This window comes from Streptomyces sp. NPDC046203 (assembly GCF_040646255.1).
GTDB lineage: Bacteria > Actinomycetota > Actinomycetes > Streptomycetales > Streptomycetaceae > Streptomyces.
On the sequence record NZ_JBEYZX010000041.1, the window covers coordinates 1 to 24,599 of the forward strand.

The 24,599-nt window shown below is 71.9% G+C and carries 25 protein-coding genes; 13 read left to right on the top strand and 12 right to left on the bottom strand.

Annotated elements, in window-relative coordinates; genetic code table 11:
* The 3 genes from ABZ990_RS24400 to ABZ990_RS24410 form a co-directional block, all read right to left on the bottom strand.
* The coding region (locus ABZ990_RS24400; RefSeq protein ID WP_361235348.1) for an NADH-quinone oxidoreductase subunit C at nt 1–1,215 on the bottom strand (1,215 nt) is incomplete at its 3' end.
* On the bottom strand, nt 1,212–1,838 hold the full coding sequence (locus ABZ990_RS24405) for an NADH-quinone oxidoreductase subunit B family protein (protein WP_361235505.1): 627 nt from the start codon (nt 1,836–1,838) through the stop codon (nt 1,212–1,214). The genes ABZ990_RS24405 and ABZ990_RS24400, both read right to left, overlap by 4 nt.
* A gap of 71 nt (nt 1,839–1,909) precedes the next feature.
* Complete coding sequence (locus ABZ990_RS24410) at nt 1,910–2,302, bottom strand: NADH-quinone oxidoreductase subunit A (RefSeq protein WP_361235351.1); 393 nt, start codon at nt 2,300–2,302, stop codon at nt 1,910–1,912.
* A gap of 304 nt (nt 2,303–2,606) precedes the next feature.
* Between ABZ990_RS24410 and ABZ990_RS24415 the strand changes: the two genes are divergently transcribed.
* The 5 genes from ABZ990_RS24415 to ABZ990_RS24435 all read left to right on the top strand — a co-directional run bounded on the left by ABZ990_RS24415 (nt 2,607) and on the right by ABZ990_RS24435 (nt 9,843).
* Nucleotides 2,607–3,761 (top strand): sensor domain-containing protein, encoded by a 1,155-nt coding sequence (locus ABZ990_RS24415; protein WP_361235354.1) that lies wholly within the window; start codon nt 2,607–2,609, stop codon nt 3,759–3,761.
* 319 nt (nt 3,762–4,080) lie between these two features.
* Nucleotides 4,081–5,370 (top strand): sensor domain-containing protein, encoded by a 1,290-nt coding sequence (locus tag ABZ990_RS24420; RefSeq protein WP_361235357.1) that lies wholly within the window; start codon nt 4,081–4,083, stop codon nt 5,368–5,370.
* Between the two features lie 362 nt (nt 5,371–5,732).
* A complete protein-coding gene (locus ABZ990_RS24425; protein ID WP_361235508.1) occupies nt 5,733–6,392 on the top strand; it encodes a response regulator transcription factor in 660 nt (219 codons plus the stop codon).
* Between the two features lie 468 nt (nt 6,393–6,860).
* Nucleotides 6,861–8,798 (top strand): 2-oxoacid:acceptor oxidoreductase subunit alpha, encoded by a 1,938-nt coding sequence (locus ABZ990_RS24430; protein ID WP_361235359.1) that lies wholly within the window; start codon nt 6,861–6,863, stop codon nt 8,796–8,798.
* Complete coding sequence (locus ABZ990_RS24435) at nt 8,791–9,843, top strand: 2-oxoacid:ferredoxin oxidoreductase subunit beta (RefSeq protein WP_361235362.1); 1,053 nt, start codon at nt 8,791–8,793, stop codon at nt 9,841–9,843. The genes ABZ990_RS24430 and ABZ990_RS24435 overlap by 8 nt, the downstream gene beginning before the upstream one ends.
* Nucleotides 9,844–10,004: 161 nt before the next feature.
* On the opposite strand, the gene ABZ990_RS24440 is transcribed toward ABZ990_RS24435, so the two are convergent.
* The 3 genes from ABZ990_RS24440 to ABZ990_RS24450 all read right to left on the bottom strand — a co-directional run bounded on the left by ABZ990_RS24440 (nt 10,005) and on the right by ABZ990_RS24450 (nt 13,235).
* On the bottom strand, nt 10,005–10,910 hold the full coding sequence (locus tag ABZ990_RS24440; protein ID WP_361235365.1) for a sulfite exporter TauE/SafE family protein: 906 nt from the start codon (nt 10,908–10,910) through the stop codon (nt 10,005–10,007).
* Nucleotides 10,911–11,319: 409 nt separating this feature from the next.
* A complete protein-coding gene (locus tag ABZ990_RS24445; protein ID WP_361235368.1) occupies nt 11,320–12,723 on the bottom strand; it encodes a rhodanese-like domain-containing protein in 1,404 nt (467 codons plus the stop codon).
* 149 nt (nt 12,724–12,872) lie between these two features.
* Nucleotides 12,873–13,235, bottom strand: a complete 363-nt coding sequence (locus tag ABZ990_RS24450) for a rhodanese-like domain-containing protein (RefSeq protein WP_361235371.1) — start codon at nt 13,233–13,235, stop codon at nt 12,873–12,875.
* Nucleotides 13,236–13,491: 256 nt separating this feature from the next.
* Between ABZ990_RS24450 and rarD the strand changes: the two genes are divergently transcribed.
* Entirely contained in the window at nt 13,492–14,535 is a 1,044-nt protein-coding gene (gene rarD / locus ABZ990_RS24455) for an EamA family transporter RarD (protein ID WP_361235374.1), read from the top strand.
* Nucleotides 14,536–14,807: 272 nt separating this feature from the next.
* A complete protein-coding gene (locus ABZ990_RS24460) occupies nt 14,808–15,671 on the top strand; it encodes a hypothetical protein (RefSeq protein WP_361235377.1) in 864 nt (287 codons plus the stop codon).
* Nucleotides 15,672–15,914: 243 nt separating this feature from the next.
* On the opposite strand, the gene ABZ990_RS24465 is transcribed toward ABZ990_RS24460, so the two are convergent.
* From ABZ990_RS24465 to ABZ990_RS24475, 3 genes are all read right to left on the bottom strand, one after another.
* Nucleotides 15,915–16,259 carry a DUF6401 family natural product biosynthesis protein gene (locus tag ABZ990_RS24465; RefSeq protein WP_361235380.1) on the bottom strand — a complete coding sequence of 115 codons (345 nt, stop codon included), beginning with the start codon at nt 16,257–16,259 and terminating at the stop codon, nt 15,915–15,917.
* Between the two features lie 106 nt (nt 16,260–16,365).
* The gene (locus ABZ990_RS24470; protein WP_361235511.1) at nt 16,366–16,716 is read right to left on the bottom strand and encodes an arsenate reductase ArsC; all 351 of its coding nucleotides are present in this window, start codon (nt 16,714–16,716) and stop codon (nt 16,366–16,368) included.
* A 130-nt stretch (nt 16,717–16,846) separates the two neighbouring features.
* Nucleotides 16,847–17,230, bottom strand: coding sequence for a metalloregulator ArsR/SmtB family transcription factor (locus ABZ990_RS24475; RefSeq protein WP_361235514.1), 384 nt, complete (start codon nt 17,228–17,230; stop codon nt 16,847–16,849).
* 111 nt (nt 17,231–17,341) lie between these two features.
* On the opposite strand from ABZ990_RS24475, the gene ABZ990_RS24480 reads away from it, so the two are divergent.
* Nucleotides 17,342–19,009: an NAD(P)-binding domain-containing protein gene (locus ABZ990_RS24480; protein ID WP_361235383.1), complete on the top strand. Its 1,668-nt coding sequence runs from the start codon at nt 17,342–17,344 to the stop codon at nt 19,007–19,009.
* A 203-nt stretch (nt 19,010–19,212) separates the two neighbouring features.
* On the opposite strand, the gene tgmC is transcribed toward ABZ990_RS24480, so the two are convergent.
* Entirely contained in the window at nt 19,213–20,355 is a 1,143-nt protein-coding gene (tgmC, locus tag ABZ990_RS24485; RefSeq protein ID WP_361235386.1) for an ATP-grasp peptide maturase system methyltransferase, read from the bottom strand.
* Nucleotides 20,356–20,643: 288 nt separating this feature from the next.
* Here tgmC and ABZ990_RS24490 point away from each other — a divergent pair, with 288 nt between their 5' ends.
* The 5 genes from ABZ990_RS24490 to ABZ990_RS24510 all read left to right on the top strand — a co-directional run bounded on the left by ABZ990_RS24490 (nt 20,644) and on the right by ABZ990_RS24510 (nt 23,506).
* Nucleotides 20,644–21,099 carry a VOC family protein gene (locus ABZ990_RS24490; protein ID WP_361235389.1) on the top strand — a complete coding sequence of 152 codons (456 nt, stop codon included), beginning with the start codon at nt 20,644–20,646 and terminating at the stop codon, nt 21,097–21,099.
* Between the two features lie 52 nt (nt 21,100–21,151).
* Complete coding sequence (locus ABZ990_RS24495; protein WP_361235392.1) at nt 21,152–21,484, top strand: hypothetical protein; 333 nt, start codon at nt 21,152–21,154, stop codon at nt 21,482–21,484.
* A gap of 357 nt (nt 21,485–21,841) precedes the next feature.
* Nucleotides 21,842–22,051, top strand: coding sequence for a hypothetical protein (locus ABZ990_RS24500; RefSeq protein ID WP_361235395.1), 210 nt, complete (start codon nt 21,842–21,844; stop codon nt 22,049–22,051).
* Entirely contained in the window at nt 22,048–22,824 is a 777-nt protein-coding gene (locus tag ABZ990_RS24505; RefSeq protein WP_361235398.1) for a sigma-70 family RNA polymerase sigma factor, read from the top strand. Before ABZ990_RS24500 ends, ABZ990_RS24505 begins: the two co-directional genes overlap by 4 nt.
* 4 nt (nt 22,825–22,828) lie before the next feature.
* Nucleotides 22,829–23,506, top strand: a complete 678-nt coding sequence (locus ABZ990_RS24510; RefSeq protein WP_361235401.1) for a hypothetical protein — start codon at nt 22,829–22,831, stop codon at nt 23,504–23,506.
* A gap of 100 nt (nt 23,507–23,606) precedes the next feature.
* Here ABZ990_RS24510 and ABZ990_RS24515 read toward each other — a convergent pair whose 3' ends face one another.
* Both ABZ990_RS24515 and ABZ990_RS24520 read right to left on the bottom strand, forming a co-directional pair.
* On the bottom strand, nt 23,607–24,047 hold the full coding sequence (locus ABZ990_RS24515; RefSeq protein ID WP_361235404.1) for a hypothetical protein: 441 nt from the start codon (nt 24,045–24,047) through the stop codon (nt 23,607–23,609).
* A 93-nt stretch (nt 24,048–24,140) separates the two neighbouring features.
* Nucleotides 24,141–24,554 (bottom strand): DUF4279 domain-containing protein, encoded by a 414-nt coding sequence (locus ABZ990_RS24520; RefSeq protein WP_361235407.1) that lies wholly within the window; start codon nt 24,552–24,554, stop codon nt 24,141–24,143.
* Nucleotides 24,555–24,599 lie beyond the last annotated feature (45 nt).

Consider the following 24,599-nt stretch of genomic DNA (forward strand, 5'->3'; position numbering starts at 1 on the left):
GATGGGACAGGCGGCCGCGTCCGGCGGCCCCTCACCCCGAAGGAGACGCATGCGCGTCCGTATCCCAGCAGCCCTCGCCTTCGCCGCCCTGGCCACCGCCTCGGAAGGCTCCGTCCGCTGGCTCGCCGAGCCACTGCTCGCGCTGCGGTTGCGGCGCGGACCGGCGGGCGGCGCGGGGCTGGGTTCGGGGGCGGGCTGCTCCGACGGCCGGGCCGCGTCGGCGGCCTCCGTCCGCTGACTCGCCGAACCACTGCTCGCGCTGCGCGCCCGGCGCGGACCGGCCGCGGGGGCAGGTGCGGGGGCGGGTGCGGCCTCAGGGGTCGCAGGAGTTGCGGGAGTCCCAGTGGCCCCAGGCGTCTCGGTGGTCCCAGGAGCCCCGGCAGCCTCCGTCCGCTGACTCGCCGATCCGGCGCTCGCGCTGCGCGCCCGGCGCGGTGCCGCCGGAGTCACCGGAGCGGCGGCCTCCGCGGCCTCCGCGCCCGCGCCCTGCTGGCTCGCTGATCCGGCGCTCGCGGTACGGGTACGACGGACCGGCCGTTCCCCGGCGACACCGGCGGCCCCGGCGGCGGCAGCACCGGCAGCGGCCCGCGCACCACGCGCCGCGCGGGCCGGGGCGGGCGGGAGCTGGCCCTTCAGCGGACCCCACTCGTTGGGGTCGGGGACGCCCGGCGGAAGCATCTGGCGGCGCTTCGGGGCGTTCGGGTCGTGGGCCTCGCCGGGCTCCTTCGCGCCGGGCCACGCCTTGGCGACGCGTGCGGCCAGGACGAAGTCCTTGCGCAGCGGATGGCCCTCGAAGGTGTCGGGGAGAAGCAGGTGGACGAGGTGCGGGTGGTCGGTGAAGGTCACGCCGAACATCTCGTACGTCTCGCGCTCGTGCCAGGCCGCACCCGCGTAGACCTCGACCGCCGACGGCAGCGACGCCGCCCCGTGCGGCACGGTCGTCCGCAGCAGCAGCCGCCGGACGCCGCCCGGTCCCACCGAGGCGACGTGCGCGCAGACGCGGAAGCCGGTGCCCGGTTCGTCGACGGCGCTCAGCCAGTCGAAGAAGGTGAGCCCGAGCTTGTCGCGGGCGATTTCGAGGGCCGCGATCCACGAGGCGGTCGGCACGTCGACGGTCAGCAGGTCGTACCCGCGCTCGGCGATCGCCTCTTCCCCGAAGAGCTCGGTGACCGAGTCGGGGAGGGCGTCGAAGGCGTTCTCGTCGTAGCCGTTCACGCGCTGCCTCCCGGCGTCGGCGGGGTGCCGCCCGGCACCGGCGGGTCCACCCGGGGGCTGGTCAGCTGGGCGACGGACGCGGCGCCCGCGCCCTCGCCGTACCGCGCGGCGAGGCTCTCCCGCGCGATCTTCTCCTGGAGTTTGAGAATGCCCTGGAGCAGCGCTTCGGGGCGCGGCGGGCAGCCCGGCACGTACACGTCGACCGGGATGATCTGGTCGACGCCCTTCGTGACGGAGTACGAGTCCCAGTACGGGCCGCCGCAGTTCGAGCAGGCGCCGAAGGAGATGACGTACTTGGGCTCCGGCATCTGCTCGTACAGCCGCTTCACCGCCGGGGCCATCTTGTCCGTCACCGTGCCGGAGACGATCATCAGGTCGGCCTGGCGCGGGCCCGGCGCGAAGGGGATCACCCCGAGGCGGATGAAGTCGTGACGGGCCATCGAGGCGGCGATGAACTCGATCGCGCAGCAGGCGAGGCCGAAGTTGAAGACCCAGAGGCTGTAGCGGCGGCCCCAGTTCAGGACCACCTTCATCGGCTCGGGGGCGAGGCGGGCGAGCGGCCCGAGCTTCGACACCACCGGCAGGACGGAGGTGTGTTCCGGACCCATGTTGTCCCGCCCCATGTCGTCCGGAGCCATGTCGCCCTGCCCCATGTTGTCCGGAGCCGTGTTGTCCGCAGCCGTGTTGTCCGGGGTCACGTCCATGTCAGGACGCCCTTCTTGTACGCGTAGAGCAGTCCGACGGCGAGGAAGCCGAGGAACACGAACATCTCCACCAGGGTCGTCGCCCCGTATCCGGGCGCGGCGAAGACCGTCGCCCAGGGGAAGAGGAAGATCGAATCGACGGCGAAGATCACGTAGAGGAAGGCGTACACGTAGTAGCGGACCTGCGTGTGGGCCCACCCCTCCCCCACCGGGTCGACGCCGCACTCGTAGGTGAGCAGCTTTTCGGGGGTCGGTACGACGGGCCGCAGAAGGCGGTTGGCGCCGAACGCGATCGCGACGAACAGCACGCCGACCACGGCCAGCAGTCCGACGACGGAGTACGTCTGAAAGTAGCCCGCCGCGGCGACGGTCGGTCCTGACACGTCCGCGTCCACCCCTCGATCTCGGTGTCTCGCCCTTTTTCTACCCACGCGAGTCTAGGGCCTTTCGTTGGGGCCAGGCCGGATCAGGGAGCGGGGTCCGGTGCGTGCGATCGCAAGGCGGAGGAGGGAGACAACGCGGAGCGTTGGCGACCGACGACAACGCGGCGAGCGTGCATGCCGGGGCCTGCGAGCCCGGCATGGCCCCAACGAAAGGCCCTAGGGGTTCTGGTGGGGTTATCCCCCCTCTCCGTTGGCCACCTCCCCCATGGTGGGACGGCCGGGGCACCAGGCAGGCTTGGGTCTTATGACCGAGCACACCGACACCACCCCGCCCCCTGTGCGCCTCGCTTACGGCCGGCACACCTGGAAGGAGGTCGTGTACCTCCTTGGCAATCTCCCGTACGCGCTGGTCGGGTTCGTGTACGCCGTCGCGACGCTCTCGGTCGGCGCCGCCATGGCGGTGACCATCGTCGGCGTGCCGCTGATCACGCTCAGCCTCGCCGGGGCGCGGCTGCTCGGCCGCGCGGAGCGGGCGCGGGCGCGGGGGCTGCTCGGTGTGCGGGTGGCCGAACCGAGCCGGCTGCCGCGCCGGAAGGGCGTGTACGGGCGGGTGTGGGCGCAGCTGGCGGATCCGGTGGCGTGGCGCAGTCAGCTGTTCCTGTTCATCCGGCTGCCGTGGGGCATCCTGACCTTCGCGGTGACGCTGGTATCGCTGGTGGCGTTGTGGCCGCTGCTGCCGTTCCTGGCGCGCGGGATGGCGAACATCGACCGTTCGATGGTGCGGGGGCTGCTGTCGCCGTCCGACGAGCTGGAGCGGCGGATCGCCGAGCTGGAGTCGGACCGGGGTGTGGTCGTGGACACCGCCGCCGCCGATCTGCGGCGCATCGAGCGCGATCTGCACGACGGCGCGCAGGCCCGGCTCGTGGCGCTCGCGATGGGGCTCGGGCTCGCGAAGGAGAAGCTGCTCGACGATCCGCAGGCCGCGGCCGTGATGGTGGACGAGGCGCACGGCGAGGTGAAGCTGGCGCTTCAGGAACTGCGCGACCTCGCCCGGGGCATCCACCCGGCGGTCCTGACCGACCGAGGACTCGACGCGGCGCTGTCGGCGGTGTCCGCACGGTGCGTCGTCCCGGTGAAGGTGGACGTGGATCTGCCGGGCCGGCCGGCCGACGCGATCGAGGGCATCGCCTACTTCACGGTCTCGGAACTGCTCCAGAACGTCTCGAAGCACGCGCGCGCCCGCCAGGCGTGGGTGGACGTGTGGCGAACGGACGACCGGCTGATGCTCCAGGTCCGGGACGACGGGGTCGGCGGCGCGCGGCTCGACGGCGGTACGGGGATGGCGGGGCTGGCGGAGCGGCTGGACGCGGTCGACGGGGTGTTCACCGTGAACTCGGCGGTGGGCGAGGGGACGACGGTGACCGCCGAACTCCCCTGGCGCGACCGCCCGCGCGCCTGACGTACGGACACCCTGGCACCTGACGTACGAGGACCCAGGCGTACGAGGATCCTGACGTACGAGGCCGCTGACGTACGAGGACCCTGGCGCCCTGGCATACGGACGCCCTCGTCCCCACCCCCTGTCGGTACGGCCCCGCTCGGTCTTCCGGGCGGGGCCTCGCCGTTCCCTGAGCGAGCCCGCGGCGCGAACCCGCACGCGGGCCGTCCCCAGGTGGGGATAACCCCCCACCCGAGACGCCCACCCGCCTCATGGTCCCGACCCCCTCCTCCCAGGGATGGTGGAGTCACCCTCCCGCAGCGAGAGAAACGGATCCCCGATGGCCGCCTCCCCCACCGTCCCCGCCGGCCTCAGCGCCCCGTTCGAGAGGCGTACGTGGCGCGCGGTCGGCTATGTCCTGACCGGTTTCCCGCTGAGCGTCGCCGCCTTCTGTCTGGCCATCACCTTCCTGTCGACCGGCTCCGTGCTGCTCATCACCTTCCTCGGCATTCCGGTGCTCGCCGCCGGGCTGGCCCTGTGCCGGGGCATCGGCGCGGTGGAGCGCGCGCGGGCGCGGGCGCTGCTCGGGGTGGACGTACGGGCGCCGGAGCCGGCCCGGGGCCGGACCGGTTCGCCGCTGGGGTGGATGATCGCCACGCTGAAGAGCGGGGCGTCGTGGCGGCACATGCTCTACTGCCTGCTGCACTTTCCGTGGGCGCTGTTCACCTTTGTGGTGACGGTGACGCTGTGGTCGGTGTCCTGGGCCCTGGCCACATATCCGCTGTGGAAGTGGGTGTTCCCGGCCTATGTGGGGCAGGACGGGATCCAGCTGTACGGGGACGGGACGCACGGCTCCTACGTCGACACGCCGTTCGAGGTCGGAGCGACGTCGGTCCTGGGCTTCTGTCTCGTGTTCCTCGCGCCGTGGGTGCTGCGGGGCATGGTCGCGGTCGACCGGGCGATGGTGTCCGTGCTGCTCGGCCCGTCGCTGCTGGCCTCGCGGGTGACGGAGCTGGAGTCGGACCGGGGTGTGGTCGTGGACACCGCCGCCGCCGATCTGCGGCGGATCGAGCGCGAGCTGCACGACGGTGCGCAGGCCCGGCTCACCACCCTCGCCATGGATCTGGGTCTGGCGAAGGACCGGATCGCGGACGACCCGCTGACCGCCGCCGCGATGGTGGACGAGGCGCACGGCGAGGTGAAGCTGGCGCTTCAGGAACTGCGGGACCTGGCCCGGGGCATCCACCCGGCGGTCCTGACCGACCGCGGACTCGACGCGGCGCTGTCGGCGGTCGCCGCGCGGTGCGCCGTCCCCGTACAGGTGGACGTGGATCTGCCGGCCCGGCCGGCGCCCGCGATCGAGGGCATCGCCTACTTCACGGTCTCGGAACTGCTCCAGAACGTCTCGAAGCACGCGCGCGCCCGCCAGGCGTGGGTGGACGTGTGGCGGACAGACGACCGGCTGATGCTCCAGGTCCGGGACGACGGGGTCGGCGGCGCGGCCCCGGTGGCCGGTCACGAGCTGGCGCGGCTGATGGACCGGCTCGACGCGGTGGACGGCGTCCTCGTCGTCGACTCGCCGGCGGGCGGCCCGACCACGATCACCGCCGAGCTTCCCTGGCGCGACTGACCGACCGCTCCCGCGCGGGCCCCACCGCGCTCGCCCGCGAAGCCCTCGCCCCCTCCCCCTCCCCCGGCCCCGACCCCGGCCCGGCCCGGCCCCCGACACACGCCCCCTCATGTGAAAGCCCGCCATAGGACACCCCCCTATGGCGGGCCGCCCCATAGAGGGAGCACCTATATAGGGAGTCCCTATAGGGGGAGCCGACACCACCACCGGAGAACCGCCCCCGTCCCCGCCGCGTCCCTCCCCCTGCGATGCTGGACCCGCTCAGCACGCAGTGGTACAGACCGGAGGGGACGGACGTCATGGGGCCGATGGGACCGGATCGGGCGCGAGGAGCGAGCGGCGGCACGGGCGGCGGGGACAGCGTGCGCGTCGTCATCGCCGAGGACTCGGTGCTGCTCCGGGAGGGCCTGACCCGCCTGCTCACCGACCTGGGCCACGAGGTGGTCGCGGGGGTCGGCGACGCCGAGGAGCTGCTGAAGACGGTGGCCGCGCTCGCGGAGCGGGGCGAGCTGCCGGATGTCGTCGTGGCCGACGTACGAATGCCGCCGACCCACACCGACGAGGGGGTGCGGGCCGCGGTGCGGCTGCGCCAGGACCACCCGGGGATCGGGGTGCTCGTCCTGTCGCAGTACGTGGAGGAGCGGTACGCGACCGAGCTGCTGGCCGGATCCAGCACGGGCGTCGGTTATCTGCTGAAGGACCGGGTCGCCGAGGTCCGCGAGTTCGTCGACGCCGTGGTGCGGGTGGCGCGGGGCGGGACGGCGCTCGACCCGGAGGTCGTGGCGCAGTTGCTCGGCCGCAGCCGCCGGCAGGACGTCCTGGCCGTGCTGACCCCGCGCGAGCGGGAGGTGCTGGGGCTGATGGCGGAGGGCCGTACGAACTCGGCCATCGCGAAGCAGCTGGTGGTGAGCGACGGCGCGGTGGAGAAGCACATCGGCAACATCTTCCTGAAGCTGGGCCTGTCGCCGAGTGACGGGGATCACCGTCGGGTCCTCGCCGTGTTGACGTACTTGAACTCCTGACGAGATCCGCCGAGATCCCTCGATCCCGCCCAGACGCGACACTTCCGGCTGATCCCGCGCGTTCCCGGCCCGGGAGCTCCGGACTCCCGGAGCTTTCCGGCCACCGCGCCACTCCCGCTCACCCCGTCCCACCCCTGACGTCTCGTCATCCACACCCCGCTGGACCTGGGGCGGGGCGGGAATCCCGCCCCGCCGCCGACTCCCGGCACGGCAGGGGCGGGGGTACGGGATCGGGCCGGCCCCCGGATCCGGCGGGGCGCGCCGCACGCCGCGCCGATCGAACAAAAGGCGCAAGACGGACGTCTCAAAACAAGGTCCATGATGCGGGAAGTCCCCGGCAGGACGCCCTCCCGGACGTACGCTGATCTCCGGGACGCCCGGCAGGCCGGTCGTCTCCCGAGCCTTCTCCGCGGGTGCGTCGAGGCGTGCCCGTGGAGACAACCCTTGCCGCCAGGGAGGTCCAGTCCAGTGACCAGCCAGGTCAGCAGCGAGGCCGGCGAGGCCCTGGTCGGGGAGCAGCGCAGCGCCCCGGCGACGGCCGACCCCGGTTCCGCGAAGGAAGTACGCCGGCTCGACCGGGTGATCATCCGTTTCGCGGGTGACTCCGGCGACGGCATGCAGCTCACGGGTGACCGGTTCACCTCGGAGACGGCGTCCTTCGGGAACGACCTGTCCACGCTGCCGAACTTCCCTGCCGAGATCCGCGCGCCCGCCGGCACCCTGCCGGGTGTCTCGTCGTTCCAGCTGCACTTCGCCGACCACGACATCCTGACCCCGGGTGACGCGCCGGACGTGCTGGTCGCGATGAACCCGGCCGCCTTGAAGGCGAACATCGCCGATGTGCCGCACGGCGGCGAAATCATCGTCAACACCGACGAGTTCGCCAAGCGCGCGATGCAGAAGGTGGGGTACGCGGCCTCGCCGCTGGAGGACGGTTCGCTCGACGCCTACCGGGTCCATCCGGTGCCGCTGACGACGCTGACGGTGGAGGCGCTGAAGGACTTCGGTCTGTCGCGGAAGGAGGCCGAGCGCAGCAAGAACATGTTCGCGCTCGGGCTGCTGTCGTGGATGTACCACCGGCCGACGGAGGGCACGGAGAGCTTCCTGCGGACGAAGTTCGCGAAGAAGCCCGAGATCGCCGAGGCCAACGTGGCGGCGTTCAGGGCGGGTTGGAACTTCGGGGAGACGACGGAGGACTTCGCCGTCTCGTACGAGGTGGCCCCGGCGACGTCGGCGTTCCCGACCGGCACGTACCGCAACATCTCCGGGAACCTGGCCCTCGCCTACGGTCTGATCGCGGCCTCGCGCCAGGCCGATCTGCCGCTCTACCTCGGCTCGTACCCGATCACTCCGGCGTCCGACATCCTGCACGAGCTGAGCCGGCACAAGAACTTCGGCGTGCGCACGTTCCAGGCGGAGGACGAGATCGCGGGGATCGGGGCGGCGCTCGGCGCGGCCTTCGGCGGCTCGCTCGCGGTCACCACCACCTCCGGGCCCGGTGTGGCGCTGAAGTCCGAGACCATCGGACTCGCCGTCTCACTCGAACTCCCTTTGCTGATCGTGGACATCCAGCGCGGCGGCCCCTCCACCGGCCTGCCGACCAAGACCGAGCAGGCCGATCTGCTCCAGGCGATGTTCGGGCGCAACGGTGAGGCGCCGGTGCCGATCGTGGCGCCGAGGACGCCCGCCGACTGTTTCGACGCGGCACTGGACGCGGCGCGCATCGCACTCACGTACCGCACCCCGGTGATGCTCCTGTCGGACGGCTATCTCGCCAACGGCTCCGAGCCCTGGCGCATCCCGGAGACCACCGAACTCCCGGACCTCACCACGCGGTTCGCGCAGGGCCCGAACCACGAACTGGCCGACGGCACCGAGGTGTTCTGGCCGTACAAGCGCGATCCGGAGACCCTCGCCCGGCCATGGGCGATCCCGGGCACGCCGGGCCTCGAACACCGGATCGGCGGAATCGAGAAGCAGGACGGCACGGGCAACATCTCGTACGACCCGGCCAACCACGACTTCATGGTCCGCACCCGCCAGGCGAAGATCGACGGCATCACCGTCCCCGACCTGGACGTGGACGACCCGGACGGCGCGAACGTCCTTGTCCTGGGCTGGGGTTCGACGTACGGACCGATCACCGCGGCCGTACGCCGACTGCGCGCGGCCGGCAAGCCGGTCGCCCAGGCCCATCTGCGCCACCTCAACCCCTTCCCGGCCAACCTCGGGGAGGTGCTGCGGCGTTACGACAAGGTCGTGGTCCCCGAGATGAACCTCGGCCAGCTCGCCACCCTCGTCCGGGCGCGGTACCTCGTCGACGCCCGCAGCCACAACCAGGTCAACGGCATGCCGTTCAAGGCCGAGCAGCTCGCCGCCGCCCTCCAGGAGGTCATCGATGCCTGAGCCGCTCCTCGACCTCGTGCCCAAGGCCGAGGCCGTGCAGTCGATGAAGGACTTCAAGTCCGACCAGGAGGTGCGCTGGTGCCCGGGGTGCGGCGACTACGCCGTCCTGGCCGCCGTCCAGGGCTTCATGCCCTCGCTGGGGCTGGCGAAGGAGAACATCGTCTTCGTCTCCGGCATCGGCTGCTCCTCCCGCTTCCCGTACTACATGAACACCTACGGGATGCACTCCATCCACGGCCGCGCCCCGGCCATCGCCACCGGGCTTGCGACCTCGCGGCGCGATCTGTCGGTGTGGGTGGTCACGGGTGACGGCGACGCGCTGTCCATCGGCGGCAACCATCTGATCCACGCGCTGCGGCGGAACGTCAACCTCAAGATCCTGCTGTTCAACAACCGGATCTACGGCCTCACCAAGGGCCAGTACTCCCCCACGTCCGAAGTCGGCAAGATCACGAAGTCGACCCCGATGGGCTCGCTCGACGCGCCCTTCAACCCGGTGTCGCTTGCGCTGGGCGCGGAGGCGTCGTTCGTCGCCCGGACGGTGGACTCCGACCGCAAGCACCTGACGGAGGTGCTGCGGCAGGCCGCCGAGCACAACGGCACGGCGCTGGTGGAGATCTACCAGAACTGCAACATCTTCAACGACGGCGCCTTCGAGGTCCTCAAGGACCGCGAGCAGGCCCAGGAGGCGGTGATCCGCCTCGAACACGGGCAGCCGATCCGCTTCGGCGCCGAGAACGACAAGGGCGTGGTCCGCGACCCGGCCACCGGCGACCTGGAGGTCGTCACGGTGACCCCCGAGAACGAGCACCGCATCCTCGTCCACGACGCCCACGCGGCCTCGCCGACGACCGCGTTCGCGCTGTCGCGCCTCGCCGACCCCGACACGCTGCACCGCACGCCCATCGGAGTCCTCCGGTCGGTCGAACGGCCGGTCTACGACACGCTGATGGCCGAGCAGTTGGACAAGGCGGTCGAGCAGCAGGGGAAGGGCGACCTGGGGCAGCTGCTCGCGGGGAAGGACACGTGGACGGTGGCGGGTTGAGCGGGTGAGGGGGTCCGGCCGGACCTCCTTGGTACGTACGGGGTGACCGAACGCGCCACCACCCCGATCGCCGTGAGCCGGGGCGATCGGGGTGGACGATCAGGGCGTGGACGGTCGGGGTGGTGGGGACGCGGCCCGGCAAGCAGACCCCGCCCCCGCCCTCAGACCCGCGCGGTCGGTTCGGGCGCGTCCACCGCGGGTGGCGGCGCGTCCGGTGCCGTACGGGCCGGGCGGCGGGCCCGTACCGCGCCCCACACCACGGCCGCCGACCCGACGACCCCGGCACCCGCCCAGGTCAGCGGGCTGGCCCAGACGCCGTGCGGGAGCTGCTGGCTGAGCACGAACACGCCCATGACGACCACGAACCAGCCGAACGCCTTCCTCAGCGTCTCCTGCGGGATCCGGCCCGCGAAGCGGCTGCCGATCAGGCTGCCGACGATCGCGGCGCCCGTGACGGCCAGCGCGAGGTTCCAGTCGATCTGTACGCCCGCGAGGTGACCGGCCAGGCCGGAGAACGACTTCATCGAGATGACCAGCAGCGACGTACCGACCGCCACGCTCATCGGCAGTCCGCCGAGCAGCGCGAGCGCCGGGACGACGAGGAATCCGCCGCCCGAGCCCACCAGTCCGGTGACCGCGCCGACGAGCAGGCCCTCGACGACCATGTGGGCCACGGGGAGTTCGGCGTGGGCCGGCTTGGCCGGGCGTTCCTTGCGCGACTTGCGGAGCATCGCCACGGCGGTCGCGAGCATCATCAGCGCGAACGCGATCAGCAGGACCGTGCCCGGGATGTACTCGGCGAGCCGGCCGCCGCCGTACGCGCCGACCATGCTGACGCTGCCGAAGATCAGACCGGTGCGCCAGCGCACCCGGCCCGCCCGCGCGTGGGTGACGAGCCCGACGAGGCTGGTGACGCCGACCACGAACAGCGAGGTCGCGATGGCTTCTTTGCTGTCCTGTCCGGCCAGGTAGACCAGGATCGGGACGGTCAGGATGGATCCGCCGCCGCCGAGGATGCCGAGGCTGACGCCGATGAGGACGGACGCGGCGAGTACGAACGTGATCATGAGAGGCCCGCCGAGGGGATGGGGCGGGCGGGGGGCGCGTGGAGGACGTGGGGGGCGTGGAGGGCGTGGGGGGTTGCGGTCGTCGGCATGGGGGGCTCCGTGGGGGGAGAGGCCGAGGGGCGTGGCGATGGAGGCTACGAGGGTGGCGGAGGCGGCGCGGGGAGGCGGGGCCGGAGCCGGGCGGGAGCGAAGGGGGATGACGCTCCCGCCGAGCGGGAGGTGGGGGTGCTCCCGCTGGTGGGGTGGGGGGATGCGGAGTGGGGTCCGCTCCCTCGGCCTATGCAGGGGGGGGAGGGGACGGCGTTCCCGCGAGAGGCCCCTGTCAGGGCCGGCGGGGCGCTCTCACGGGAACGCCGGGTTGGTGCGCCGGGTGGGGTCCGGCGGTGCCGGGTAGGGGTCCGGCAGCGGCTCAGACCTGAGCGGTCTCGGTGGTCTCCGACGCTTCGAGCAGGGCCCAGGCCGCGTACCCGCCCAGAACATCGGACACATCCGTAAAGCCCTGGTGGCGCAGGTAGCTGGCCGCGATCGAGGACCGGTGGCCGCCCGCACAGTGCAGGACCAGCGGCCGGTCCCGAGGAATCTCCTCCAGACGCGTCGGCAGCTCGCCCAGCGAAATGTGCAGAGCCGAATCGATGAACCCGACACTGCCCCGCTCACCACAGTTACGGACGTCCACAACCAGCGGCGGGGTGTCCCCGGCCAGTTCCTCACGCAGCTGCGCGGCCGTCAGCCGGCTCGCCGGAGCGACCTCGCCGGCCAGGGCGACCAGCGCGTCCTCGGGGGAGCGGAGGTAGCCGGTCACCCGGTCGAAACCGATCCGCGCCAGACGCGTGACGATCTCCTCCTCACGGTTCTGCGGCGCGAGAACCAGCAGCTCGTCCTTCGGCGCCAGCACCGTGCCCGCCTGTTCGGCGAACCGGCCGTCGGCCGGCACATTGACCGCACCCCGCAGATGCCCCGCCGCGAACTCGTGCGGATCACGCGCGTCGACCACCACCGCACCCGCCGCACGCCGCGCGGTGAACTCCTCCACCGTCAACGGCTTCGGCGCCGCCGCCGGATCGAACAGGCCACGCTCACGCCGGTTCAGATCGGCGTCGTAGGCGAAGTACCCCGGCGCGGCCGGCTGACCGGCCGCCACGATCGCGACGAACTCTTCCTTGCTCATCGGCGCGCACGCGTAGTTCGTCGCCCGCTGCTGCCCGATCGTCGACTGCTTCTCCGTCGACAGGTTCTTGCCACACGCCGAGCCGGCGCCGTGCGCGGGGAAGACGCGGACCTCGTCGGCCAGGCCCATCAGCTTGTTCTGGACACTGTCGTAGAGCATCCCGCCCAGCTCCTGCGCCGTCACCCCGGCCGAAGCCAGCAGATCGGGCCGGCCGACGTCACCGATGAACAGCGCGTCACCCGTCATCACCCCGTACGCAACCGCGTCCGTAGCGTGCTCGTAGACCAGCACACTCACCGACTCCGGCGTGTGACCCGGGGTCTCCATGATCTCCAGGACCACATCCCCCAGCACGATCCGCTCACCATCGGCGAGCTTGCGGATCGCGTACTCCGTCTCCGCGCGCTGCCCGTACCCGATCCAGGCACCCGTACGGGCCGCCATCTCCAGGTGACCGGCCACGAAATCCGCGTGGAAGTGCGTGTTGATCACACCCACCACCGTGAACCCACGCGCCTCGGCATCCGCGAGGTACTCCGACACATCACGACGAGGATCGACCACCACGGCCTGACCCGTCGACTCATCGGCGATCATGTACGACGCCTGCGAAAGGCAGTCGAGGTAGTACTGGGCGAAGAACACGGGAACAACCTCCACGATCAGGGGTGCCTATACCCAGAGGGGTATAGAAGGGGTACGGGTCCGAGTACGGGTCCGAGTACGGAGAAGGCGGGTCCGGAGCGCCGGGAGCGGTCTCGGGCCCGAGGGGCCGGCCGGGCGGGCCGGACGGCTCAGGCGGAGCCGGGTTCGGTGCCGGTCACGACGGGGCGGCCCATGCGGATCCAGCCCCGGGTGCCGCCGGCGACGGAGTAGATCTCCGCGCCACCGCCACCGTTGCCGCCGTTGCCGCCGCGGGCATGGACCGCGGCCAGCAGGTCGGCGGCCGCCTTGCTGCGGTTGCCGCTGGCGCAGATCACGTACACCGGCTGCCCGGCGGGCAGCTTCGGCGGCGTGACGCCCAGGCTCGGGAGCGGGGCGAGGAGCGCGCCGGGGACGTGTCCGTCCCGGTATTCGCCGGGCTGGCGTACGTCGAGCACGAAGGCTCCGTCCGTCCACGCCGCGGCGAAAGCTTCCAGGTCCACTTCACGAGCCATGACGACCACCTTCCGGGATACCCCCCTGGGTATGAATACGACGTTAAACGGTCACCCCCACACGCGTCAAATACCCCTAGGGGTATCCCGCGCCACATGCCTCTCCCTTCCTCACCTCAGCCCGCTCCCGTCCCGCGAGCCCCTCCCATGGTCATGACCGTATGGCGATACGGACATGACATCCGGCCCGGCGCGGCGCTACCTTCATCGGACAAACGACACGCGCGGCACAGGGCCGTCAGGGGCGGGAGGTCCGGTGAAGGAAACCAGCGAGACACGGTCAGGACTGCTCTACGGGATCGGCGCCTACAGCATGTGGGGACTGGTCCCGCTCTTCTGGCCGCTGGTCAAGCCGGCCGGCGCGGTCGAGATCCTGGCCCACCGGATGGTCTGGTCGCTCGCCGTCGTCGTGATCGCCCTGCTCGCGCTGCGCCGCTGGGCCTGGATACGGGAGCTGGTGAGCAGCCCGCGCAAGCTGGCGATGATCACCGTCGCCGCGGCCGTCATCAGCGTGAACTGGGGTCTGTACATCTGGGCCGTCAACAACGGCCGGGTCGTCGAGGCGTCCCTCGGCTACTTCATCAACCCGCTCGTCACCATCGCCCTCGGCGTCCTCGTCCTCAAGGAGCGGCTGCGCCCGGCGCAATGGGTGGCGGTCGGCGTCGGCTTCTCGGCCGTGGTCGTGCTCGCCGTGGGCGCGGGGCGCCCGCCGTGGGTGTCGCTGACCCTGGCGTTCTCGTTCGCTGTGTACGGCCTGGTGAAGAAGAAGCTCAACCTCGGCGGCCTCGAATCGCTCGCCGCCGAGACCGCCGTCCTGTTCCTGCCCGCGCTCGCGTATCTGATCTGGCTGGCCACCCAGGGCACGATGTCCTTCGGCGCGCACGGCGTGGGCCACGCGTCGCTGCTCGCGTCGAGCGGGCTGATCACGGCGGTGCCGCTGATCTGCTTCGGCGCGGCCGCGATCCGCGTACCGCTGTCGACGCTCGGCCTGCTCCAGTACCTGGCGCCGGTCTTCCAGTTCCTGCTGGGCATCCTCTACTTCCACGAGGCGATGCCGGCGGAGCGGTGGGCGGGCTTCGCCCTGGTGTGGCTCGCGCTGTCGACCCTCACCTGGGACGCGCTGCGCACGGCGCGGCGCAGCCGGACCCAGGTCGCCAAGGCCGAGGCCCAGGCGGCGGAGGCCGAGGTCCAGGCCGCGGCAGCACGGGTGGTGGCGCGGGCGGCCGAGGCGGCGGCCCCGGCCGGCCCCGCCACTCCTGCGGGCCCGGCCGCTCCGACCACCCCCTCGTCGGCGGGCTGATCTTCCGGCGGGCCGGGTTTTCGGCCTTCCGGCGAGCCGGGTTTCCGGTGGGCCGGTCCTCCAGTCCTCTGGTCCTCTGGCCTTCCGGCAGGCCGATGTCCCGGCAAGCCGACACTCCGGTGGAGCGGCGGATTCGGCGCCGCTTTCCACCCCTTCGGCCGAGCCGGGCGGCCGTACGCGCGCGGGGGTGACGGGAGCGGTGCTACTCAGGGATTCCGGGGGCTCGCTCCCCGTGCGGGCCCGAAGCCTCTCCTGAGGAGAGTGAACGCGCCATGCCGCAGCCCCTCCCCCTCGCCTCCCTCTCCCCACTCGCCCTCTCGGTCGACTTCGGTCAGGGATTCACGAACGCCTGGTCGGCCATCGCCGCCTTCGTCCCGAAGTTCATCGGCTTCCTGGCCATCCTGCTCATCGGCTGGTTCATAGCGAAGATCCTGGCCCGGATCGCCGACCGCATCCTGCGGAAGGTGGGCTTCGAGCGGATGTCGGAGCGCAGCGGCATCGCGAACGCGCTGAAGGGCTCGAAGTACGACGCCACCGGCATCATCGTCAAGATCTTCTACTACGCGATCCTGCTGATCGTCCTCCAGCTGGCCTTCGGGGTCTTCGGCCCGAACCCGATCAGCGTGATGATCCACGGCATCGTCGCCTGGCTGCCGCGCGCGCTCGTGGCCTGCGTCATCGTGGTCGTGGCCACGGCCATCGCCCGCGCCGTCCGGGACATCGTGACGGGTGCGCTCGGCGGTCTGTCGTACGGCAGGGTGCTCGGGACGGCGGCCTGGGCCTTCATCGTCGCGCTCGGTGTGATCGCGGCGCTCGGCCAGGCGGGGATCGCCACCGCGATCACCGGGCCGGTCCTCACGGCGGCCCTCGCGACGATCGCCGGTATCGCGATCGTCGGTGTCGGCGGTGGTCTGATCACCCCGATGCGGTCGCGCTGGGAGCGTTGGCTGTCGGTCGCCGAGTCGGAGTCGGGCAAGGCGAGGCAGCAGATCTCCGCGTACCAGAAGGGCCGCGGGGACGCGCAGCGCGCGATGCCGTCGGCGCAGGAGCGGACGACGCGGTACGGGGACCGGGGCGAGGGCGGCACCGGGGACGCGGGCGGGGAGCGGGGCGGCGGGGACGCTCCGAGGGTCTGACGTCCGTCGCTCGCGGCGCAGCTCGCGCAGCAGCTCGTGCGCCTCGAGGGTCGCGCGCGGGATCCCGTCGAAGGGCCGGTGGCCGGTGGCCGACGGTTCCTTCGGCGGGATCGCCGCATATGCCGACCCGTACACCGGACGGTTGGGCATATGCCGATCCCGCACACCGGCGGAATGGCATATGCCGACCCGCGCCGGCCCCGGCACGGAAGCCCCGCCCCACCCGGGACCCACCGACCGCCCCTAGACCAGCAGGTCGTGTTCCCTGATCAGCCAGCAGACGGCGGTCAGCCGCAGCGTGGCGAAGTCGTGCCCGACCGGCTCCACCCAGTCGACCTCGGAGAGGTAGTCGGTGAAGCCGAGCACGTAGTCGGAGAGTTCCTCGCGCTGTACGGTCCGGCCGGCGGGCGGACCCGGAACCCGGTCATGGTCCCCCGGGCCGCGCTGGGCGGGGACGAGGGCGTCGCACACGGCCGCCGCGTGCTGGTCGACGGCGGCCACGAGCCCCGGTTCGAAGGAGAACTCCGAGAGCCGGGGCATGTAGGTGGCGACGACCCCGACCAGGGGACAGTCGGGCGAATCGTTCATCCCTCCACATTAGGTGCGGTACGGGCCAGTTCGGCCGTGAGCTTCCTCGCACACCCGCCGGCCCGGCCGACCCGGCCGGCCCGCCCGCCCGCCCCGTCCGTACCGCCTACCCCCGTCCGTCGATCTCGGCGATCAGGGCTTCGACGCGCGCCCGGATCGCGTCCCGGATCGGGCGGACCGCTTCGACGCCCTGACCTGCCGGGTCGTCGAGCGCCCAGTCCAGGTAGTGCTTGCCGGGGAAGACGGGGCAGGCGTCGCCGCAGCCCATCGTGATGACGTAGTCCGACGCCTGGACGGCCTCGGTGGTGAGGACCTTGGGCTGCTGACCGGCGATGTCGATGCCGGTCTCGGCCATGGCCGAGACGGCGGCCGGGTTGACCCGGTCGCCGGGGAGCGATCCGGCGGAACGGACCTCCACCCGGTCGCCGGCCAGGTGCCGCAGAAAACCGGCGGCCATCTGCGAGCGGCCCGCGTTGTGGACGCAGACAAAGAGGACGGAGGCGAGCGGAGGAGTCACGGCGGTCCCTGAAGAGAGGGGAGGGCCCTCGAACTTTCGCGCGGGGGCAAGGGTCCGGGTCAGGCGGCCGTCAGGCGGTCGCGGCCCGGGTGAGCACCAGGCTCATGGCGGCGAGCACGGCCGGCTCGACGCGGTAGTAGACCCAGGTGCCGCGCCGTTCGGAGGACAGGAGCCCGGCTTCCTTCAGCTTCTTCAGGTGGTGGGAGACGGTCGGCTGGGAGACACCGACATCGGAGATGTCGCACACGCACGCCTCGCCGCCCTCGTGCGAGGCGATCGCCGAGAAGAGCCGCAGCCGGACCGGGTCGCCGAGGGCCTTGAACATCTTCGCGGTCCGCTCGGCCTCCTCGGCCGTCAACGGGCGCTCGTTCAGCGGCGGGCAGCACGGCTCCTCCGCCGCTTCGGCTTCCTCGGCCTGGATCAGCGGCAGCAGCGGGTACGGAGGAGTCGACATCGCCATGCCTTCAATATTGACATACGTCTATGTTGACGTCCATCGAATCAGGCGCCACGCTGGCAAGCGAGAGAGAGACGGATATCGAAGCAACAAGGGAGCCGAGCCGTCATGACCCACCCCACCAGCGCCGCCACCACCCCCGCCACCACCCCCGCCGCCGCGGCCTCCGTCGATCGTCTGCCCGTCGTGGTCGTCGGAGCCGGGCCCGTCGGCCTGGCCGCCGCCGTCCGCCTCGCCGAGCGGGAGCTGGAGCCCCTGGTTCTGGAGGCCGGCGAGCGCGCGGGCACGGCGGTACGCGGGTGGGCGCACGTCCGTCTCTTCTCCACCTGGAACGAGATCACCGACCCCGCCGCCGAGAAGCTCCTGGCGCCGACCGGCTGGGTGAGGCCCGACGTCACGACGTACCCGACGGGCGGCGAATGGGCGGAGCGGTACCTGCAGCCGCTCGCGGACGCCCTCGGCGACCGCGTCCGTTACGGCGCGACCGTCACCGGAATCTCCCGGGCCGGCCGGGACCGGGTCGTGGACGCCGACCGCGCGGAGCAGCCGTTCACCGTGCACGTCGCGTACGCCGACGGGCGCGAGGAGCGGATCCTCGCCCGCGCCGTTGTGGACGCGTCGGGCACCTGGACCCTGCCGAGCCCGGCGGGCGCCGACGGCCTGCCCGCCCTCGGCGAGCGTGGTGCGGCCGACCGGATCACGTACCGCGTACCGGACCTCGCCGACCCGGCCGTACGGGCCCGCTACGCGGGCCGCCGCACCGCTGTCATCGGCTCCGGCGCCTCCGCCTTCACGGCGCTCGCCGCCCTGGCCTCCCTCGCGAAGGCGCCGGACGGCACCGGCACCCACGCGACCTGGATCCTGCGGCGCGGCCTGTCCGGCTCGACCTTCGGCGGCGGCTCCGCCGACCAGCTTCCCGCGCGCGGGGCACTCGGCCTCGCCGCCAAGGCCGCCGTCGACGAGGGGCACGCGGACGCCGTCACCGGCTTCCGCACCCAGGCGATCGAACGCGCCGACGACGGTGACGGCCGGCTGATCCTGGCGGCCGAGGACGGCCGCCGGCTGGACCCGGTCGACGAGGTCGTCGTCCTCACCGGCCTGCGCCCCGACCTGTCGTTCCTCGGCGAGCTGCGCCTCGGCCTCGACGACCGCCTCCAGGCACCCACCGGCCTCGCCCCGCTCATCGACCCCAACCAGCACTCCTGCGGCACGGTCTACCCGCACGGCGCCCAGGAGCTCGCCCACCCGGAGCCCGGGGTCTACCTGGTCGGCATGAAGTCGTACGGCCGCGCGCCGACCTTCCTCGCCCTGACCGGCTACGAGCAGGTCCGCTCGGTCGCCGCCGCCCTCGCGGGCGACCACGAGGCCGCCGCACGCGTCGAACTCACCCTGCCCGAAACGGGAGTCTGCGGCGGCGCGGGCCTCTTCGACCAGCCGAACGCCGACCAGCAGGCGGAGGGCGGCGGTTGCTGCACGACGGCGCCGGCGGAGGCCGAGCCTGCCGCGGAGCAGGAGCCGGAGGGAGACGGCTGCTGCGCACCGACGCCGGCGGCGATCGAGGGCGGCTGCCGCACGACGGCACCGGTGACGATCGAACCCGCCGCCGACACCGTCACCACCGAGGGCGGTTGCTGCACGCAGACACCGGCGGAGGCCCAGCCCGCCGCCGAACAGGAGGCGGAGGACGGCGGCTGCCGCACCCCGACCCCCTCGTCCGCCCCTCGGACGCTCCAGCTCGGCACGGCGCCGACACCTCCGGCGTCCTCCTGCTGCTGACGGAATCCGAGCCGGGAAGCCGGAGCGAACCACCGCCCCCGTTCCACCCGTTGGCGGTTCCGGCACTCTCGACCCGTCTCCAACGCAGACCCCAACAGACGGCCCCCGCCCGGCACTTCGCCGAGCGGGGGCCTTCCGCTTCCAGCGGTGCGCGTCGACGTGGCACGCGGTACCGGCCGCCGCACCCGCCCCAGCTCACCCGGTCAGATCGGCAGGTCCCATCCAGGGCCGTCCTCGTCGCCGAGCCACACCCGCTGCCCGGCGGCCGAGACCGTGATGCCGAACCGCTCCTGGTGCGGTTCGCCGGCGGCCTGCCAGTCCCGCACGGCCTGCTCGACCCGGTCCCACAGGCGGACGGGCCCGCGCTGCACGACGGTCCACCCGCCCTTTCCATCGGGGGCCGTCCGGGCCTGTGAACCGGTGGACACGTCCCAGAGGATCTGCTCCGCCCCTACGCCCATGCGTTCGGCCGAGGGCGCCGCGAGCTGCGCGACCCAGCGGCCGGTCCAGTCGTCGAGCTTCGTGGGATCGATCCGGCTCGGCCGCTCGTCCCCGGGCAGCAGGGCGAGCGCGGGGCGGGGCGGGTGGTCGTGCGGCCGGGCGATCATGAAGCTGGTGTAGCCGGGCAGGAAGCGGCCGGTGGCCTCCCCCGGGCCGGTCACCTCCAGCAGGGCGAGGGCACTGGCGTAGCTCCAGCCCGAGAGGGTGACCAGGATCTTTCCGCCCGGCTTCACCTGATGCAGCCACGGCAGGGGGAGGTAGCGGACCGAGCAGGTGGCGATCAGCCGGTCGTACGGGCCCCCGTCCGGGTCGCCGCGCAGCCCGTCACCGATGATCAGCCGGGGCGCGAAGCCGACCGCCTTGAGCGCTTCGGCAGCGGCCCCGCCGACCACGGGGTCGTACTCGATGCTGGTCAGGTTCGCGTCCCCGAGGCGGTGCGCGCCGAGGGCGGTCGAGTACCCGGTGCCGGTGCCGATCTCCAGCACCCGGTGCCCGGTCTCGGCACCGAGCTGCTGCCACATGCGCAGTACCAGTGACGGCAGGGTGGACGACGACGAGAATGAGCCGGTCACGGTCCCCTCGGTCACGTCGTCGGGCCTTACCCGGCCGTCCAGTTGGGTGATCAGCGTCTCGTCAGAGTAGACCCCCTCCAGCCATCCGGGCTCGCCCTCCCGAACGACCCGGCAGGCGGTCGGTACGCTGCCCTCCACCACCCTGAAATAGGCCCCCGTGAACAGCTCCCGGGGGACCGCCCTGGCGGCGGCCCGCCACGCGGGGTCCGCCAAGGTGCCGTCCTCGGTGAGCCTGTCCGTCAGGGCGTCGCGGAGCTGAGCCGATGTGCTCATGCGTCGGGGCCTTTCTCCAGCTGGTCGGTCAGAGCATGGGCGATGGCAGCCGTGGTCTCCTCGGGCTGCCATCGCCCATTGACCGTTCGGGTTGCACCCTAGGAAGTACCAGCCACCGGCGGCGGTGACAGCGAAATCGACTGCGCCGGCCAGGAATTCACTTCCCCGCCGGACCCGAACCGGGGTCGACCAGTGCGGGAGTGGATCAGGGTCGGATCAGGGGGCGCCCAGGGGGAGATCAGGGTCAACGACCGGCCCACCCCTGCCTGTTCGTGGATATAAAGAGGCATGACCGCACTGCACTGGAAGCTCGTCATCGACGCCGCCGACCCGCACGCGCAGGCCGCTTTCTGGGCCGCCGCTCTCGACTATCACCGCGAGGACCACAGCGCTCTCGTCACCCGACTCCTGGAGGCGGGCGCCGCTCCCGTCTCCGCCACGATCACGGTCGACGGGCGGCCCGCGTGGCGGGACCTGGCCGCCGTCCGGCACCCGGACGAGCCCTTCGATCCGGCCTCGGACACGGGGCTCGGCCGTCGCATTCTCTTCCAGCGCGTGCCGGAGCCGAAGCAGGACGGCAAGAACCGGCTCCACCTCGATCTCCATCCGGCCCCCGGCACCCGCAAGGCGGAGATCGCGCGTCTGGAAGCGCTGGGCGCCACCCTGCTCCAGGAGGTCACGCAGGCGGGCGGCTCGTGGGCGATCATGGCGGATCCCGAAAACAACGAATTCTGCGTGCACTGACCCCGCCGGCTCCGCCCTGGCCAGTACGGGAAACCCTGAGGATGGTGACGGGATGCCGGGACAGCGGAAGCGCAGGCAGCGGCAGCAGGCCGGGGCGCGGCGGGCCGCCGAGCGGTTCGACGCGCGGTTCGGGCCCGAGGCGGGCCGCTGGGAGGTGCGCTTCGGGGCCTCCGACGAGGTGGAGTGGCGGGCCCGCCTCACCCAATTCCTGTCTGCCGAACCACAGTTGAACGTCGAGGACATACGTATCGACCGACACTGCGGACGCCTGGTCACGCCGGACTACCGCCAGTTGAGCGTGTTCGTACGCCATGACAGCCCCTCGGCGGCACCCTCCGCCGACGAGCGCGAGACAGGGGCCCCGGGTCGCGAGGTCCAGGAGTAGCGAGTGGCGCGCCGGGGCCCGCCGCCGCACACAGCCACCCCACCCCGCCATGTGACGTGCGTCACCCCGCCCACCCGCGATCGACCGATCCGGCGCACCCCGATCACTCACCCCTCGCCACCTCCACCCCCATTTCCCCAGGTGAGGGAACCCGACCCTTGACGATCAAGCGATCACGGCCCACAAGGGTCTATACCTTTGCGTAATCACATGATCACTATCGGTCGAAAGAAATGCGTTTCTCGATGCGCGTTTGCCCGTGCCGATTCGAAAAGCTGCGGTTGAGGGCACCGAGCCCTCCGGTTCCCCTGGAAGGGGAGGGGCGCCGCGTCATGTGATCCCAAGGGAAAAGGACCTGTGACCGTTCACGATCTTCCACTCGCGCTGGTCGTTCTGACCGCCCTGCGCGTCTTCGCTCCCGACGCGCGCGCCCTGACACGGCGTCTGCTGCGCGCCGGAGTACGGATCGGCGCCACCGAGCTCCTCTCGGAGGCGCAAGAACCCCCCGTTCCCGCCACGGCGGTCCTGCCGCCCGCGTCCCCGCCGCGAGGAGGGGTGAATCCATGAACAGTGTGCCGCGACCCGAGGAGCCGGACGGGCGGAGCGACGACGCTCCGCCCGGGACCGGGCTCAGGGAAGAGGGTCATTTCCTGGAGAGGATCCAGCACATCGAGGGCATCGAGTACCGGATGACACCGGACCAGGAGGCGTTCTACGACCTCTACGCCCGCGCCCACCTGCGCTACGCCCACACCATGCTGGGCGACAAGGAGGCCGCCAAGGCGGTCGTACGCCGCTGCTACTCCCACCTCGCCCTGAACTGGGTGATGGTGCTCAAGGAGGAGAGCCCCGAGGCGTACGCGTGGAAGCTGCTCAAGCAGCGTGTGGAGACGCATCTGCGGCTGGCGAACCAGTCCCCGCAGATGGTGCAGACGGCCGCCTTCGAGCAGGCCGCCCGCGTCACCCTGGAAATGATGCGCAGCCAGTTCGCGGTGATGGAGTCGGCGCTCGGCCTCTACACCGTCATAGCGGGGCTGCCCGAACGGCAGTACGACGTCATCGTCATGCACTACGTCCTCGGCTACCCCTCGGCCAAGGTCGCCCGCATCATGGGCATCAAGCCCGACACCGTCCGCGCGCACCGGCGTCTGGCCCGCGAGCGCATCGCCATCAAGCTCGGTCTGTCCCTGGAACCGGCCGCCACCGCCGACACCGACATCGCCCCCGACCTCGACCTCGACCTCGACCTCGACCTCGCCATCGAGAACGACATCGGCATCGGCATCGGCATCGAGAACGGGCCCGCGCCCGAGCACACGACCGAGAAAGAGAAGGAGTAACACCGTGCGCAGCATCCACGACGTCCTGGGCGGTGCCGGGTACCCCGACCCGTTCACCGACGAGGACCTCGCCGGCCTCAGACAGGAGATCGTCCGCGACGTGACGTCGACCCTGATGTTCGGCTCCTCGCCGGCCCCGGTCGGTCACTTCCCCACCCTGCACGACGAGGCCGCCCGGCAGCTCACCACCCTCTCCGGCCACCTCCTGCGCCACCGCGACGCCGCCGAGCACGTCGCCCAGCTCGCCCACGAGGGCCTCGACGACGACGGGGCGCTGCGCTTCGGCTGCCTGCTCTTCCTCGTCGACGAGCGCGAAGGGGCCCGGTTCTGGTGGGGGTTCGCGGCCGGCGCGGGCAACGCCACCGCCGCCCAGTGCCTGTTCCTCTACCACCAGGCGCGTGGCGAGCTGCGCGACGCCGACCAGTGGGCGCTGCAGGCGGTCACCGGCGACGACCCCGTCGGCCCGCGCACCTCCGTCTTCCGCGCCCCCGCCCGCCCGGAGAACGGGCCGGGCAGCGGGTCGGACGCCCGGCCGGACGCCTCGCCGGCCCGGCACGAGGCGCTGCGTGCGGCGGTACGGAGCCTCAAGGTCGACGCCGTCGAGGAGTCGGGCTACAGCCGCGTCCTGCACCCCGAACAGCACCTGGCCGACCGGATCGGGGAACTCGCCCACGCCTTGTAGAGGGCGAAGAAGGGCAGGGGGGAGGGGAGGCCGGTCGCCCAGCCGGCGGCGGCCGGTCCCCTCAGCCCAGCCCGTCGGCCCAACCCACCGGTCCAGCCCGTCAGTTCAACCCGAGGAAGGCCAGCGGGTCCTCCTCGTCCTCGCCCGTCTCCGTGAGCGTCGTGAAGGTCAGGGGTACGTCGAGGTCGGCGAGGCCCGCGAGGACGTCCGGCGGGAGGACGAGCGCGGTCCGGGACGCGGCGACGCCCGCGATGTCGACCTTCACCGACTCCCCCGCCTGCCGCAGCGCGTCGACCACCGCCGCGTGCGGGCGGAGGAATCCGATGAGCGTCGCGGCCTGCTCGGCCGGGTCCGGGGAGTGCCGCTCGTCGATGGTGAGGGTGGCCCAGCCGGGGCCGGAGTAGACGTCGATGCCGTCGGCCGAAACGAACTCCTCCAGGTCGGCGAGGCCCAGCCCGGCGAGGAGGGACGCGGGTTCCCCCTGCCGGCCCGACACGACGACCAGGGACGTGATCAGCCCGCCCCACGGCTTCGTCTTCACCACCGGACCCTCAGCATTCTCCCGATCCCGATCCCGATCCCGGTCCCGCTGCATCCCTCTTCTTCCCGTCTTATTTCCCTCATACAGAAATCCTCAGCGCTCATTCATATTGGCCGCGACCCTGAGGGGAAATCCCAGGTCCGCGATCCGCCGGACTTCCTGGGGCCGCAGAGCCAGCGTGCAGTCGTTCCCGGCGAATCCATAGATTTCCACGGAAACCCGCTGCCCCTGCTTCGCCAATCCCGTGAGTTCACCCCGCCGGCTTTCCGCGAGTTCGAGAATGCGGCCGAGCTGGTCGTGGAAGTCCTGGCCGGGGGCGGTGTCGCAGTCGATCCCCCAGTAGCCGTCGACGTCGTCCGGCTCCCGCCACGCGCCCGGTCCCGGCTCGCGGGTGCTGGTGGGGACGACGCCGAGGAGGTCCGTGACCTCCTCGGGGCGGAGATCGGGCGCCGTGACGACGAGCGACACCGTCGTCTGGACCCAGTGGCGCTTTTCGTTCTCATCCACGCTGCTCACCCGCACTCCACCCACGCTCGCCATTTCCCTGCCTTC